This window comes from Campylobacter sp. P0103 (assembly GCF_002139545.1).
GTDB lineage: Bacteria > Campylobacterota > Campylobacteria > Campylobacterales > Campylobacteraceae > Campylobacter > Campylobacter devanensis.
This window is the reverse complement of the sequence record NZ_MJKG01000004.1, coordinates 168360-183139: the sequence shown is the minus strand read 5'-3', so window position 1 is coordinate 183139 and position 14780 is coordinate 168360. Positions and strand designations below refer to the sequence as shown.

Below are 14780 nucleotides of genomic sequence, written 5' to 3'. Positions count from 1 at the left end.
GATAGAGAAATGATTTAACCAAGCTTTTCAGAAGGTTAAGGTGTTTCTCAATTCGTGAGCTGGAATTATATAAGAGATATGCTTAAAATAAGATTAAATATTAGGGAAAATTCTAAAAAATTTAAAGAAATTTGCAAATTTGGTTAAAAATCAACTAAAATATCGCTAAATTTGACAGAATTATTAAAAATTAACTCGCCATTTTCTTTTTGAGATTTAAATTTAGATATATAACCATCACCATTTTTTATTAAAATTCCACTACTTATTAAAAAATTTTCATAAAAAGATATAAATTCTAGCCCTTTTATTGTAGATATTGGGCGTAAAGCTATAAATTCTCCATCTAAATTTATATCTGTTATATCAAAACTATCTCCTCTAAGGTTAAATTTTAACTCAAAAAGATCATTAATACTAATTTTATCAACATATAAAACTGGATTGCAACTAATAAATGCATCTATTAATCCAATACTTTTAGACCCAAGCATAATGTTAAAAATCATCTTATAACTATCAATAATAAGATTTTCTAAACGAACTTTAGAATTTATATTATCAATCATAATATTATTTATTGCCACATTTTTGGCATGTATATTACTTATAATATTTGCTAGATTATTAGTAATGGTTTTGGAGTCAAATTTTATTTCATCGCTTACTATATTAATAAGTGGAACATTTGCTCTTAAATTTTTAATGCTAATATTTAACTCATTTGGATTAAATTTAAATAGGTCAAAGCTAGTAAACTCAAGTCCATCTAAATAATCAATTTCGATATCGACTCCATTAAAAACACTACTAATGCCATCAAATTCAAAGTCAGCTTTATCGAAACGTACACCTAGAAAATATAAGTGCTCTGTATCAAATGTTGTGCTAATATCTGTACTAGAAATTGTAAAAAGATTGTGATTTTCGATTATTTTTAGTGGGGAAACCTGTGCTTTTAGCTGACTAATACCTCCATTTATAGGAATATTTAGATTAAATTTAGCCAATACTGAGTTTTCATTTTGTGTCAAATCCATCTTTAATCGATGATCTAAATCGCAAATATCGCCTACAATATCTAGCCCATTAAAAATTGAAATAACACTATGATGACTAAAAATATCAAATTTAAGATTGAAATCTTTATATTTTAGAGTAAAATTTAGATTAGTAGAAAAAATTGAGTTATTTTGGTTTATACTTGATAAAGCAAATTCGCTACTACTTTTAAGTTTATTTATGGCTGAGCTTAAAACAAAATTAGAAAAAAGATATGCATATCCATGCAAGCCAACCATCAAAATAAGTAGACTTGCAATAAGATATGCAAACTTTTTCATAGTTATCTCTTTTTAGTTGCCCAGCTAAAATATAGCCAAATCAACCCCAATAAAATAAATAAAAATATCGGGACTAAATAGCTACGTTCACCAAAATAGCTAGCAAATTTAGAAATAAATCCGCCAGCATAATAGCTAGCTAGTCCAAGACTAATAGCCCATATAACTGAGCAAATAGCATTAATAATAGTAAATTTAATTAAACTATACTTAGTAAGCCCTATTGCTAAAGGAACTAAAGTTTTTAATCCATAGATATATTTTTTGATAAAAATAATCTTATCTCCATATTTTTTAAATAAAATTTGAGCTAAGGCTAATTTTCTTTTATGCGATTTAAAATATGGCATTACTGAGCTTTTATTGTACCTACCCATATATACCAAAATCATATCGCCAATAAAATTTGCCACTGCTGCAATAATAATAGATAATGTCAAATTCATATTACCTTCAAAACTCAAAAGCCCTGCTCCAATAATAGCCACCATACCGCCGCCAAGACTATATAAAAATAAAATTAAATAGCCATAAGTTGAGAGATTTGTAAGTATATCTTGCATTATCTTACCACCGTTATAGCATGCATTAATTGTTTGTAACCGTATGAATTTGTATTAAAACGTATTTTATCATCAACAGTTATTACCGATCCACCAAGATTTGCCCCAGCAAAAAAGCCGCTATTATTTGTATAAATATAAATATCACTAAAGCCAATATCACTAACTATTTCATTTTTAGTACCATAATCCATAAAACTCACTGATGCACTAGCATTAAGAGTAAGCTTATTATCATAAATATCTTTAATTACTGCCGGATTCATTACATACATTACTAAAAAATTATTTTCATATCCAGCTTGCAACCCAATAGTTGCCCCACCAAGTCGCACAGGAACTGCGCTCCAGTTGCTGTTTAGATGGCGAGTAAGGTTATCATCGCTATAAAATTCATCTACATCATCACGCACAAGCATAACTCCACGCCCTATGGTCGCTCCAAGGATAAATCCAGCCTTAACAAAAGTAGGAAAAATAATAATCGCAGATGAATTTGTAACGATAGACTGGGGGATTTTATTAATTCTATTAATATGATTATAGGCATTTGCACTATCTAATAATCTCTCATTTCCACCATATAATAAGCTTAAACTAAATAAAACCAACCAGATAACCCTTATCATTTGCGCCCCTATTTTGCATACTCTACGGCTCGTAATTCCCGGATTACATTTACTTTAATCTCGCCTGGATATTGCATTTTGCTCTCTATCTCTTCAGCAATCTCTTTAGCCAAAAGCACCGCTTCATCATCATTGACCAACTCCGCATTAGCAATAACCCTAATCTCACGACCAGCATTTATAGCGTAGGCATTTTTGATTCCTTCTTTTGAATTTGCGATATTTTCTATCTCTTCAACTCTTTTTAAGAAACTCTCAAGCACCTCTCTTCTAGCTCCAGGGCGTGCCGCAGATAAGGCATCAGCAGCGCAAACTGCTGCGCACTCTACGCTTAAGGCCTCTTCGTGTCCGTGATGAGCATAAATGGCATTGATTACAACCGGATGCTCTTTATATCGCTTGCAAATTTCAGCCCCTAAATCCACATGGCTACCTTGGTATTCGTGCGTTAAGGCTTTGCCGATATCGTGTAAAATACCAGCTCTAATAGCTAATTTTTCATCTCCGCCAGTTTCAGCTGCGATAATACCTGCTAGGTGAGCGACTTCTAGGCTATGAGCTAAGGCATTTTGACCATAACTAGCTCTAAATTTCATCTTGCCTATTAATTTGACAATTTCAGGATGAACCTTGGTAATTCCTAAATCAATCAAGATATTTTCGCCCTCTTCTAAGATACTAGCTTCAAATTCTTCGCAAACTTTTTGATGGATTTCTTCTATTCTAGCAGGTTGAATTCTACCATCTTCAACCAAAAGCTCAATAACCCTTGTAGCGATAGCTCGGCGATATAGATTAAAGCTAGAAAGCACAATAGCATGAGGAGTATCATCAATAATAATATCCACTCCTAAAACCATCTCGAGCGTCTTGATATTACGCCCTTCTTTGCCAATAATTCTACCTTTTAACTCATCATTTTTGATATCAACTACATTAATCAATCTCTCAGCAGCAAACTCCCCAGCAAATCTACTAGTGGCTTGAGCTAGGATATAATTTGCCTTTTTCTTAGCCTCTCTTTTTGCCTCTTCTTCGTATTTTCTAACGATATGAGCGATATCGGCACGGCTTTTTTCTTCAACTTTTTTTAAGACCAAATCCCTAGCCTCTTCTTGAGTTAAACCGGCTATGCGCTCCATAGTTTTTAGCACTTCATCTATCTTTTCTTGATATGAATTTTTTAAATTCAAACCCTCTTCATATAGAGCATTAGCTCTATTTTGACTCTGTTCTAGATCATTTTTTAGATTGTTTAAGCTCTCTTTTTGAGATAATAAATTTTGCTCTTTTTTATTTATTTCATCAAATTTTTGGTTATACTCTTTTTGAAGCTTGCTGCCTTTTTCCTCATATCTTTTTTTAGCTTCAAATTCAGCCTCACTTACCTTGACTTTGGCATCTTTAAGTACGCTTTCGGCTTCAAATTCAATAGCCTTAGCCTTAGCCTTAGCCTGTTCTAAAAATATACTATAATTAGCATCATTTATCTTTTTAGATATTAGCCAACCACCACCGGCTCCGAAAATTAAGCCTCCTAACCCCACTAATGACATCTCTATCATAACATACCTTTTTAATATATTTTGTAGTAGGTGTGATATAAAAGTCCGCACAAATATCATGTGCATCACAAATTTTATCATTAATATACATATCTTTTATGCTCACAAACACAATAACTGGTCTATATCCTAGACTATCAAAAAATCTATCATAAAATCCAGCACCATGCCCTACTCTAGCCATATTTGTATCTACTGCAATTACTGGCACTATTGCCATATCTATCTTTTTTTTATAAGCATTTGAATCTCTTGCTTCTTTAATTCCAAATTTAGATACAAAAAAGGGCAGACGCAATTTTACCATTTTTAAGCTTTTATCTACCATAAATGGGACAAATATTGTACAATTTTTTGCTAACTTTCGTCTAAGCATTATCAAATTTGGCTCTGTTTGCATCGGGGTAAAAATCAATAAATTTCTTACTTTATAAAACTTAATTAGCCTTAAAATATCAAAATTTAGTCTATTTTTATAACTATTAGCTACTCTTTTGGACTCTTTTTTTAGAGCGGTTTTAGCCATTTTTCTATAAGTTTGTTTATCATATTTAACCATAATATTAATCTTTATTTAGTATAATTGCGACATTTTACCAAAAAATTAGGAAAATATGATGAAATTTAAAATCTTTTTAGTAGCGGCCTTGCTGGTATTTTTTACTGGCTGCGATGATAAAAATGACAAAGAACCATCTACGCCATCAGTTATGCAAGCTGACTACTCAAAACCATTTAAACTCCCATTAAACGATGGCACAGAACTTAATATACAAAAGCGTAATGATGGATATGATATTGATATTAAAGATAAGGCAGTATTTTTAAATTTCTTTGCTACTTGGTGCCCTCCATGCAAAATAGAAATTCCATATCTTGTATCGCTTCAAGATAAATTTAAAGATAAGCTTCAAGTCATTGGGGTATCAGTTGATGAGATAAGTCTAGAACAAGCAAATGAATTTAAAGAGTTGTTAAATATCAACTATCCAATTGCCTATACCAAGGAAAATGAGTATCTAATCTCATCGCTTGGCGGTGTAGTTGGCATTCCCTTTAGCATTTTATACTATCCAAATGGCAAATTTGCTACATCTTATAGCGGATTGGTGCCTATTGAAATGCTTGAAAATGATATTAAAAAGGTGATTAAATAATGTTTAGCTTCCTTAAAAAAGGTCTTGAAAAGACCATAAGTATCTTTACTGGTTCTAAACCAGCAGATAAAAAAATTACTAAAGATATTCTTGAAGAGCTTTTATTAGAAGCAGATGTGCCATATGAAATAGTACAAGAGATTATATATTACCTTCCACCACGTGAAATAGTTGATAAAGCTGATCTATCTAGAGTTATGCAAACATACTTTATGTATGATAGTAAAAGCATAGAAGCTAAGCCATTTGTTATGATGATATTGGGCGTAAATGGTGCTGGCAAAACAACTACAATAGCTAAATTAGCAAATTTATTTAAATCAAATTCAAAAAGCGTTATTTTGGGTGCTAGTGATACATTTAGAGCTGGTGCAATAGAACAACTACGCCAATGGGCAACCAGATTAGAAGTGCCAATAATTGCTTCAAATCAAGGCCACGACCCGGCCGCTGTCGCTTATGATACCATTAGCTCTGCTGTGGCTAAGGGGATGGATTATGCGATTATCGATACGGCTGGAAGATTACAAAATCAAAAAAACCTAGCAAGTGAGCTAGAAAAGATCTCAAGAATCAGCGATAAAGCCCTAAGTGGCGCTCCACATCAAAAAATTCTAATATTAGATGGTACACAAGGAAGCGCTGGAGTTGCTCAGGCTAAGGCATTCAATGAGATTATAAAGGTCGATGGAGTAATAATCACTAAACTTGATGGTACTGCTAAAGGCGGTGCATTATTTGGAATTGCTAGAGAGCTTGAATTGCCTATTTTATACATTGGTGTTGGTGAGAGCAAAGACGATTTAATTAAATTTAATCCAAAAGAGTTCGTAGATACTATCTGCGATGCTATATTTTAAAAATAAAAATGGCAAAGTTAAAAACTCTATTTGAATGTGAAGCGTGTGGAAATCAGCAGAGCAAATGGATGGGAAAATGTCCGCAATGCGGTGCTTGGGAGAGTTTTATAGAGCTTAGTAATGAGCAAATAAAAGCAAGCCAAGAATTAGCAAAACTAACTAAAACTATAAATAACGCAACTCCAATATCTCAAATTCAAATAGAACAGATAAAACGCAAATCCACCGGCGATAATGAGCTTGACCTTGTATTAGGTGGTGGAGTAGTAAGTGGTTCGCTAGTTTTAATCGGTGGAAGCCCTGGTATTGGCAAATCTACTCTACTGCTTAAAATTGCTTCAAATTTAGCCAATGATAATCAAAAAGTCTTATATGTCAGCGGCGAAGAGAGTGCTAGTCAGATCAAATTAAGAGCCGATCGCCTAAATGCTAATAGCGATAATCTATTTTTGCTTACTGAGATTGATCTTTCATCTATACTAGCTGAAGTGGCTAAAAATGAGTATAAAGCTATAGTTATAGACTCTATCCAGACTTTATATAGTGATAAGATTAGCTCAGCACCCGGCTCTATATCGCAAGTTAGAGAGATTACATTTGAGCTTATGCGACTAGCCAAAAAAGAGGATATAGCTATATTTATCATTGGCCATATAACCAAAGAAGGCTCTATAGCTGGACCTAGAATTTTGGAGCATATGGTAGATGTAGTATTATATTTTGAAGGCGATAGTAGCAAAGAGCTTAGAATTTTAAGAGGGATTAAAAACCGCTTTGGAACAACTAGCGAGGTTGGCATCTTTGAGATGAGAAGTAATGGGCTAGTAAGCGCTAAAGATATCAGTAGCAAATTTTTTACTCGTGGCAATGCCGTTAGCGGCTCAGCTATTACTGTAACAATGGAAGGAAGTCGTGCGTTAGTAGTAGAAATTCAAGCCTTAGTATGTGAAAGCAGCTACCCAAAAAGAAGCTCAACTGGATTTGATAAAAATCGCTTAGATATGATTTTAGCACTTTTAGAACGTAAGCTTGAGATTCCACTTGGTCATTATGATGTTTTTATCAATGTTACAGGCGGAGTAAAAATCAACGAACCAGCATGTGATTTAGCCGTAGTTGCTGCGATAATATCTAGCTTTCGCAACCGCCCAATATCTAAAGAGAGCGTATTTATCGGTGAGCTTAGTTTAAATGGAGAGATTAGAGAAATTTTTAACCTTGATGCAAGACTAAAAGAAGCCGTATTTCAAAAATTTAAAAACGCCATCACCCCAAACAAACCACTAGAAACCTACCCTATAAAAACATTCGTAGCCAAAGAAATAACCCAAGTTTTAGAATGGATGTAGCTAAATTTATAATATTTTAATCTAAATTTAGCTATAATTTTACTCTTTTTAAGCCTGAGTGGTGAAACTGGTAGACGCGCTAGACTCAAAATCTAGTAGGGGCAACCCTGTGTCGGTTCGAGTCCGACCTCAGGCACCATCACCCCATTTTAATACTTTTCTTAAACTTTCACAAATTACTAAAATATTCACAAAAAATATTAAAACAAAATTCCAATCACAAAAATTCAAATCTATATTTTAAATTTAAATTTCCATATCTCATTTTATTTACTTTCACCCATAAAATCAAATAAAAGATTTTAAATTTAAATATAAAAAATTGTTTTTAATCCATATAAAAAAATAAATTTTTATATTTAATTATAAAATAAGTAAATTTTTTCATTTTTTGCTATAATCCCGCCTAAATTTTACTAATAAGGAGAAAAAAATGAAAGAACTAAAGACTACTATAGTAGCAAATTCCGCTACTACCCACACATTCTAAAAACTAAACAATCCCAAAATCCTATTATCATCAATCGCAATTGCTGTCTTATACTCTGCTAGTTTCGCTGATGGCAAGTCTTATTGCCAAATAGCTGACAACAACAAAACATGTATTATAAGCGACAAAAACACAAAAAATACTATTATTCTTTTCCATAAAACAGGTCAAACTACCAAGGTAACTGGACAGAGTATAATTATAAGAGGTGAAACTAATGTTACCGGCTACAGTCTCTATGCCGCTTTTATAGGCTCTAGAAAAGCTGATGAAAATAAAATATAAATATCTGGTGGATCATCAGTAGGAGGATCTAGACCAGACAAAAGACCAAGCACCACCAATATAGGTGCCGGATATACTGTCGCACATGGAGATGTCAATTCAAGTGCAAGTAGAAATACTATAATTATCTCCGGAAAAGGCACAAATGTAAAATCTACATATGTCATGGGTGGCCGGATTTATGACGACAATGGTTCTATAAATGACAATAATGTAATAATTAAAGATGGAGATACAGTAACCAGCCTTATTTATGGCGGATATGCAACTGGTGGCGAAGCATCAAAAAATACAGTAATAGTAGATTCAGCTGTTATAAATAGCAGTATCCTAGGCTGGCACTCAGGCGGAGCGGCTAAAGTAAATGAAAATACCGTAATAATAAGAGGTGATTCTAAAGTAGAAGGTAATATAACTGGTGGTGGTGGTCATGCTGGTAGTTTCTCCAAGGAAGCACACAATAATAAAGTAAGCATAGAAGACAATGCCACAATAATTGGAGTTATAAAAGGCGGTGAAAGCAAAGTAGATGGTTAAACATCTGATGGTAATACAACTAACAACCAAATCACTGCTAATGGCAATGTAAATGCTAATATCTATGGTGGTTATAATGAAGCAACAAAAACAGCCCAAGGTATTAATAACACAGTAACCCTAGGGGGTAATACTAGTGGTACTCAAACCATCAGCATAGCAGTAGGTAATATAGGTACTGGTGATTCGGCTATAACTATTGGTAAAGATGGCTCTATAGATGTCAATAATACAACTATAACAGCTGAGCTAAATTTAAAACCTAATGTCAATGTTGGTGACGAGATAAAAATCATTACAGCAGAAGGCGACGCCAGCCAAGCCATCAAAGGTGACCCAAACATCACAAACTACAAAGTTGTAAGCGATTTCTATGACTTTACAGGAAATCCAAATCCAGACGGAAGCTTTAATGTAGCAGGTAAAAAATCAGGTCAAAAGCAAAAACCTATAAGTGAAAGTCTAGTAGCTGGTGCAGCTGCTGTATTTGTAGCCTCTGAAAACGCTGCTAGTAAGGGTATAGAGGCTGCTACTACTTCTACTTCTGCCAATATGGCTACTGCTGGCGCTGGAACTGCTGTGGTAGCTCCATTTGGCTCTTCAATGGGTGGAACAAGTAAGATAAAAATGGCTCTTATGTAAAAACAACTGGTATTAGTGTGATACTTGGTGCTGCCAATGGTAAATATACTGATAGTGGCAAACTAGCTATAGGGCCATTTATGGAGATGGGCAAAAACTGGTATAGCACCTATAATGACTTTGGTGAAGGCGAAGAGAAGAGGTGATGGTGATAGCAAATATATCGGTGCTGGTTTACTAGCTAGGTATGACTTTGGTAGCACTACAGCATCTAGACCATATATAGAGGGCTCTGCTAAACTTGGTAGAAACTACAATAGATATAAAAATACCAATGTGGCTGATGGCTATGGAAATTACGCTAAATATAATATGAATACAAACTACTTTGGTATCCATGTGGGTGCTGGATATGAGTTTAGAAGATATAATCAAGCTCTTGATATATATGCTAAATATCCATATAATAACCTAGATGGATTCACCTACTTTAAGTGGTGCTTCTGCTATGCTAGAAGCTGGTCTAAGTATCGATGCTAATAGAGGCTTTAGTGTAGATGTAGGTCTATTTGGCCGCTTAGGCAAAAGACAAGGTATCAATGGTATAGCAAATGTCAAATTTGAATTCTAAAATATTATTTAGGCTCTAAAGTTTTATTTGAATTTTAGAAATCTTATTTATATTATTTGGGTTTTTAAAGCTTTCTAAACTTTAAAAACCCTTTGGGGGTTTAAAATCTTTGATAGTTTTTAAAGATTTTAAAGCTTTACCTTTTTTTAAAAAACTCTTCTAAATTCTTTAATATCTTTTAAATCCCAAATCCCCAAGAATTAAAATTCTAGATATCTACAAAGTAAACTTTTAAAACAAAATCTAATTTTATCAGCCCAACCACCACCCCAAATTTCAATAAAATATCTATATTATCCCCAATTTTTATTATAAAATAAGAAAATTTTTATCTATTTTTGTTATAATTTTCGATTAAAAATTTGGTTTAAGGAAATTTATGAAAAGCGTTACCCCCCCCCTATTTTTTAATTTTATTTTAGCACTTTTTCTTATAATAACCAAGTTTATATTTCCCTTTAAAAAGAAAGTTTTTTAATAAATGCTAGTTAAATGCAAAAAAGATTCATTTCAAAATATTTTTGAGTTTATGAATTACACTGAGTTTGTCTTGGGGCAAAAATTTCCCTATAAGACTATAAGAAAAAAAGATTTAAGTAAATATTATTTCCATGCATATTGCGTTTTGCTAAATGATATGCTAAAAACACATAGTGGTAGTTTGCATCAGTATGCAAAACTAAGACATAATATAGATTTAGATTCTGATATCAAATTGTCTATTAAAAAGATAAAAAAGAAGCTTATCCTTGGAAATAAGGTTGATTATAGGTTTGTATTGGTATCACAGCTATTACACGCTTTAGAGCTTTTAAATATAAACACACTAAAAGAAGAAGACAAAGTGTTGTTGCAAAAAAAGCTGTGTTTTTCTAAAAAGAATTTTGCTCTTGCTTTAGAGTATGCAAAAGATCATGGTAAAATTAAAAATGAAAGAATATTGAAATCTTTTGCGGCGCATGTAAATTTTAAAGACTCGCACAATAAATATAAACAAACAAAAGTTAAGCATATTGGAATATGTGCAAATATGAGTTGCGGTAAATCCACTTTTGTGAATGCGCTTCTTGGTAATGATTATCTACCAGCTAGAAACGAATCTACTACTGCTTGTATTACTAGCGTATACGACTATGACAACGCAAAAAGTATGATTGGTGTAGCAGTAAAAAATGATCACATATATGCTATTGGTGATAATATGGATACAGTAACTATTAATAAGTGGAACTCTGAAGCCGATCATATTATTCTAGAGTCAGATTTGGATAATATAAGCAATAATAATATAGTTGTAGCTGTTCATGACACTCCTGGTATAAATAATAGTGGCAATGACAACCATAGTAAAATAACTATGAATTTTTTAAGTCAAAATAAAATGGATGCCATTATATACGTAGCAAATGCTGAACATTTAGCTACAGAAGATGATAAAAATTTGCTTGTAGAATTAAGAGACAAAATTCTTCCAAAATCTAAAAGCAAAATGTTATTTGTTATAAATAAATTTGATTCTATAGACATATCCAAAGAAAGTAAAGATGATATAGTAATTAGATACTTAGAATTTTTAGAGAATCTAGGATTTGAGAAACCAAAAATTTATCCAATCTCATCAAAAGCAGCAAGGCTATTTAAAATGGCTTTAAATGGAAGAGTTGATTTATTTAGCGAAAACGAGCTAGATGAATTTAAACCTCTTGTGAATAAATTTAATAAAAGACTAAATCTAGCTGCTAATAATGATGTATTTTATATAAAAGAAACAATACAAAGATCTTTGGAATTTGGAGAATCCATTACATTAGATGGAGAAGAAGTTGAAATTCAAAAAATTTATCAAGCTCTAAAAAATACTGGCTTATTAGGTTTAGAAAGCGATATTGAAACCTTGCTATCTAATGATGAAATGCAACGAGGAAATTCAACACTTCCTGAAATATTCTTTTCAAAAGCAAAATAAAATCATAAGGAGAAAAAATGACAAAAGTGAATCTTAGTTACAATCCATTTCTAAGTGAAGTGGCTTTGGAGGTAAATGGTGCTAAGGCTAATATGTCACAAGTATGGGGTGAAAAGAAAATAGACGAACTTGGCAACTGGGCAAGCGACTTCTACGATGAGCTAGAGAGAAAATACAATGACTCAGAGTATGAAATAAATTTCAAAGGAATTATGAGAGATTATGAGTTTTTAGAAGATGCTTTAAAAGCTCATAAGAATTCTAGTTCATTTAGCTTAACAGGTAAAGAAAATTGTGTATACGCTAAGGATCAATTAGAAAAATTAAAAACAATTTTTGCCGAAATACAAGCTACAAGTCCATATGAGCAATTAAAAAATGATGAAATAAAAAATCACTTTTTAATGGCTACTTCAAATGATTTTGAAATCGCAGTCGTGGCTACAATGTCAAGTGGAAAATCTACTTTAATAAACGCAATGCTTGGTAGAGAATTATTACCAGCTAGAAATGAAGCGACAACTGCTACAATAGCTAAAATTTACGATGAAGATGGTATGACAAACTTTACAGCCGAGGTTAGAAGTGTAGGCGGTAAAATTATACAAACATTTGATAATTTTACACCAACTCATATGGATGCTGTAAATAGTGCTGGAAATAGCGATAAATATGACGGAGATAACGCTAATGATAGACCATCTACTATTGAGATTCATGGAGATATAGTAGGTATTGATTCTAATAATATGCGTTTAGTCCTTTTAGACACCCCAGGACCAAACAATAGCAGAACACAAGAACATAAAGAACATACTCATAGTCTTTTGCATAAAGAATATAAGCCTATGATTTTATATGTTTTAAATGCCACTCAAATAGCTACAAATGACGATAATGCCTTATTAAAGTCAGTAGCAGAAGCTATGAAAGCTGGCGGCAGGCAATCAAATGAGCGCTTTATGTTTATATTAAATAAAGCTGACGCCTTTGATCCAGGTAAAGGCGAAGGCGAAAAACTAGAAAATGTTATAAAAACAGTAAAAGAATACCTTGCCAAACATGATATTTTTGAACCTAGAATATTCCCAGTTTCAGCCCTAATGGCAAAGGTTATTAGACAGTATATAAATAAAGATACATTAACAGAAACAGAAGAAGACGAAATTTTACCAAAACATACTTCTTTTATAAAAAGAGAGTATAAACATTTTGAAAAATATGCTTCTTTGTCTAATTATTGTAAAAATCTACAAGATGAAATGCTAGAAAAAGCAAAAGGTAATCCATATGAAGAGGCGCTAATTCATACAGGTATAGTTTCAATAGAACTTGCAATCACTGAGTATATATCAAAATATGCTTTACCTAAAAAGGTAAATGAAGGTGTAGCTTCTTTTAAAGAAAAGATTGATAATTTAGGTGTGGAAGCTGATGAAATGGAGAAACTTAAAGGCAACCAAGAAGCTATAGAAGAGCGCATTAAAAATATTGAAATGATTAAAAGTGCGTTAGCTAACAGTGATAAGGCAAAAAAGATTAAATCTGAAATTGCCAATGTATCATTACAAAAAAGTATAATGAATAGTTTAGATAATATTTCTGAATATCTTTTTGATGATTTAGACGATGAGTTATCTAAATTAACTGGTAATGTACTTGCCGAAGCAGCAGAAGCAAAAATAGATAGATTTAATATGATTTTAAACAATGCTTCTAGTGAGTTAAAAGCTCAAATTAGTAGTTTATTAGAAACTGGCATAAAAGAACAAGCTGAAAAATATGTCCAAGAGTATCAAAAATATGTAGAAAGCTTGGTTGGGGATGTTAGTTTTGAGATGAGTTTTGCTTCTGCTGTTCTTGGTGATTTATCGGAAATTAGCACTAGTTCTATAATCAGCAGCTATAAGACTAAAAAATTTGAAAAAGTTGGAAGTCATAGCGAAGAAGTAAGTGATTCTAGATGGTGGAATCCATTTAGTTGGGGGCGCAAAAAGACTATTAGAGTCGATGACTATGACTATGTAGATAGGGTTGATTTGGAAACAATAAAGAATAACGAAATACTTCCTAATATAGAAGAATTTGTTTCTAATAATAGGACAGCAGCTCTCAAAGAGGCGTTAAGGCAAGAGATGGAATTCAAGCAATTTTTCTTAGATGAATTTGACAAGTTAGAATCTAAAATAAAAGAAAAAGTAAAAGAACAAGATGAGATAATGAAAGATAAAAAGAAATTTGAAGATGAATTAGCAGAAAATGAAAAAAAACTAGCTTGGATTTCTGAAATTAAAAATAAGCTAGAAAATATCTTGTCTATATAGGGGTTACTATGGTTACTGAAAACATTAAAAAAGCTGTTGCTAATAAGGATATTTTTAATATTAGAAGTTATTTAGTAGCAAATATTTTAGGCGACAAAAGTTTGACTGGTAATTTTAAAGATTGTTTTGAATATTGCGTGAAAAATGGAATTCCAGAGTCTGAGATATATGAACCACATAATGGCGTAGAAATATCAAATGATATAACTGAGGAAAATTATAAAAAACTTAGATCTGGGTTAAATAGTAATTTTTCAAGAGAAAGAGTGGAGGCTCTTAAAAAAATTGCTATAAAACTATATCCGCCAAAAATAGATAGTAACAATAATCAAGGTGGCAACAATCATAACACTAGCAATAATTACCAAAGATGTGGCAATTCGGCTAGGCATGTAAGAACAGATAAGGATGGAAATAAACTTATCTATGCTATAGTAGCTGGTGTAGCTGTATTGATAGGTATTGTCTTATTCGCTGGTTAAAAATTTAAGGAGTAAAT

16 protein-coding genes and 1 tRNA gene are annotated in these 14780 nt (G+C 32.3%); 11 read left to right on the top strand and 6 right to left on the bottom strand.

The genetic code is table 11. From position 1 onward, the window contains the following. Positions 1 to 143: 143 nt before the first annotated feature. Genes CIGNP103_RS06045 through CIGNP103_RS06025 form a run of 5 tightly spaced genes read right to left on the bottom strand, consistent with a single transcriptional unit; the run spans position 144 to position 4659 of the window. A complete protein-coding gene (locus tag CIGNP103_RS06045; RefSeq protein ID WP_086268762.1) occupies positions 144 to 1343 on the bottom strand; it encodes a hypothetical protein in 1200 nt (399 codons plus the stop codon). A gap of 2 nt (positions 1344 to 1345) precedes the next feature. Continuing rightward, positions 1346 to 1906 carry a DedA family protein gene (locus CIGNP103_RS06040; protein ID WP_086228259.1) on the bottom strand — a complete coding sequence of 187 codons (561 nt, stop codon included), beginning with the start codon at positions 1904 to 1906 and terminating at the stop codon, positions 1346 to 1348. Further along, positions 1906 to 2535 carry a lipid-binding SYLF domain-containing protein gene (locus CIGNP103_RS06035; RefSeq protein WP_086226154.1) on the bottom strand — a complete coding sequence of 210 codons (630 nt, stop codon included), beginning with the start codon at positions 2533 to 2535 and terminating at the stop codon, positions 1906 to 1908. The genes CIGNP103_RS06040 and CIGNP103_RS06035 overlap by 1 nt, the downstream gene beginning before the upstream one ends. A gap of 8 nt (positions 2536 to 2543) precedes the next feature. Next, the gene (gene rny / locus CIGNP103_RS06030) at positions 2544 to 4100 is read right to left on the bottom strand and encodes a ribonuclease Y (protein ID WP_086225696.1); all 1557 of its coding nucleotides are present in this window, start codon (positions 4098 to 4100) and stop codon (positions 2544 to 2546) included. Continuing rightward, entirely contained in the window at positions 4030 to 4659 is a 630-nt protein-coding gene (locus CIGNP103_RS06025; protein ID WP_086240907.1) for a 5-formyltetrahydrofolate cyclo-ligase, read from the bottom strand. Before CIGNP103_RS06025 ends, rny begins: the two co-directional genes overlap by 71 nt. A 58-nt stretch (positions 4660 to 4717) precedes the next feature. On the opposite strand from CIGNP103_RS06025, the gene CIGNP103_RS06020 reads away from it, so the two are divergent. The 5 genes from CIGNP103_RS06020 (at position 4718) to CIGNP103_RS05995 (ending at position 8778) form a co-directional block, all read left to right on the top strand. After that, a complete protein-coding gene (locus CIGNP103_RS06020; protein WP_086226156.1) occupies positions 4718 to 5257 on the top strand; it encodes a TlpA family protein disulfide reductase in 540 nt (179 codons plus the stop codon). Then, positions 5257 to 6117 (top strand): signal recognition particle-docking protein FtsY, encoded by an 861-nt coding sequence (ftsY, locus tag CIGNP103_RS06015; RefSeq protein ID WP_086240906.1) that lies wholly within the window; start codon positions 5257 to 5259, stop codon positions 6115 to 6117. Before CIGNP103_RS06020 ends, ftsY begins: the two co-directional genes overlap by 1 nt. Positions 6118 to 6125: 8 nt before the next feature. Further along, on the top strand, positions 6126 to 7466 hold the full coding sequence (gene radA, locus CIGNP103_RS06010) for a DNA repair protein RadA (RefSeq protein ID WP_086226157.1): 1341 nt from the start codon (positions 6126 to 6128) through the stop codon (positions 7464 to 7466). Between the two features lie 52 nt (positions 7467 to 7518). Continuing rightward, a tRNA-Leu gene (locus tag CIGNP103_RS06005) sits at positions 7519 to 7605 on the top strand. A gap of 801 nt (positions 7606 to 8406) precedes the next feature. Then, a complete protein-coding gene (locus CIGNP103_RS05995; protein WP_086234056.1) occupies positions 8407 to 8778 on the top strand; it encodes a hypothetical protein in 372 nt (123 codons plus the stop codon). A 143-nt stretch (positions 8779 to 8921) separates the two neighbouring features. On the opposite strand, the gene CIGNP103_RS08070 is transcribed toward CIGNP103_RS05995, so the two are convergent. Beyond that, positions 8922 to 9104, bottom strand: coding sequence for a hypothetical protein (locus tag CIGNP103_RS08070; protein ID WP_086307287.1), 183 nt, complete (start codon positions 9102 to 9104; stop codon positions 8922 to 8924). Positions 9105 to 9437: 333 nt separating this feature from the next. Here CIGNP103_RS08070 and CIGNP103_RS08415 point away from each other — a divergent pair, with 333 nt between their 5' ends. The 6 genes from CIGNP103_RS08415 to CIGNP103_RS05975 all read left to right on the top strand — a co-directional run bounded on the left by CIGNP103_RS08415 (position 9438) and on the right by CIGNP103_RS05975 (position 14763). Continuing rightward, the gene (locus CIGNP103_RS08415) at positions 9438 to 9566 is read left to right on the top strand and encodes a hypothetical protein (RefSeq protein WP_272888206.1); all 129 of its coding nucleotides are present in this window, start codon (positions 9438 to 9440) and stop codon (positions 9564 to 9566) included. Further along, on the top strand, positions 9544 to 9900 hold the full coding sequence (locus tag CIGNP103_RS05990) for an autotransporter domain-containing protein (RefSeq protein ID WP_086234580.1): 357 nt from the start codon (positions 9544 to 9546) through the stop codon (positions 9898 to 9900). The genes CIGNP103_RS08415 and CIGNP103_RS05990 overlap by 23 nt, the downstream gene beginning before the upstream one ends. Beyond that, a complete protein-coding gene (locus CIGNP103_RS08410) occupies positions 9869 to 9991 on the top strand; it encodes a hypothetical protein (RefSeq protein WP_272888205.1) in 123 nt (40 codons plus the stop codon). Before CIGNP103_RS05990 ends, CIGNP103_RS08410 begins: the two co-directional genes overlap by 32 nt. 481 nt (positions 9992 to 10472) lie before the next feature. After that, positions 10473 to 11957 (top strand): dynamin family protein, encoded by a 1485-nt coding sequence (locus tag CIGNP103_RS05985; protein WP_086234059.1) that lies wholly within the window; start codon positions 10473 to 10475, stop codon positions 11955 to 11957. Between the two features lie 17 nt (positions 11958 to 11974). After that, the gene (locus CIGNP103_RS05980; RefSeq protein WP_086241830.1) at positions 11975 to 14281 is read left to right on the top strand and encodes a dynamin family protein; all 2307 of its coding nucleotides are present in this window, start codon (positions 11975 to 11977) and stop codon (positions 14279 to 14281) included. A gap of 8 nt (positions 14282 to 14289) precedes the next feature. Then, positions 14290 to 14763 carry a hypothetical protein gene (locus CIGNP103_RS05975; protein ID WP_086268761.1) on the top strand — a complete coding sequence of 158 codons (474 nt, stop codon included), beginning with the start codon at positions 14290 to 14292 and terminating at the stop codon, positions 14761 to 14763. The last annotated feature ends 17 nt before the right edge of the window (positions 14764 to 14780 follow it).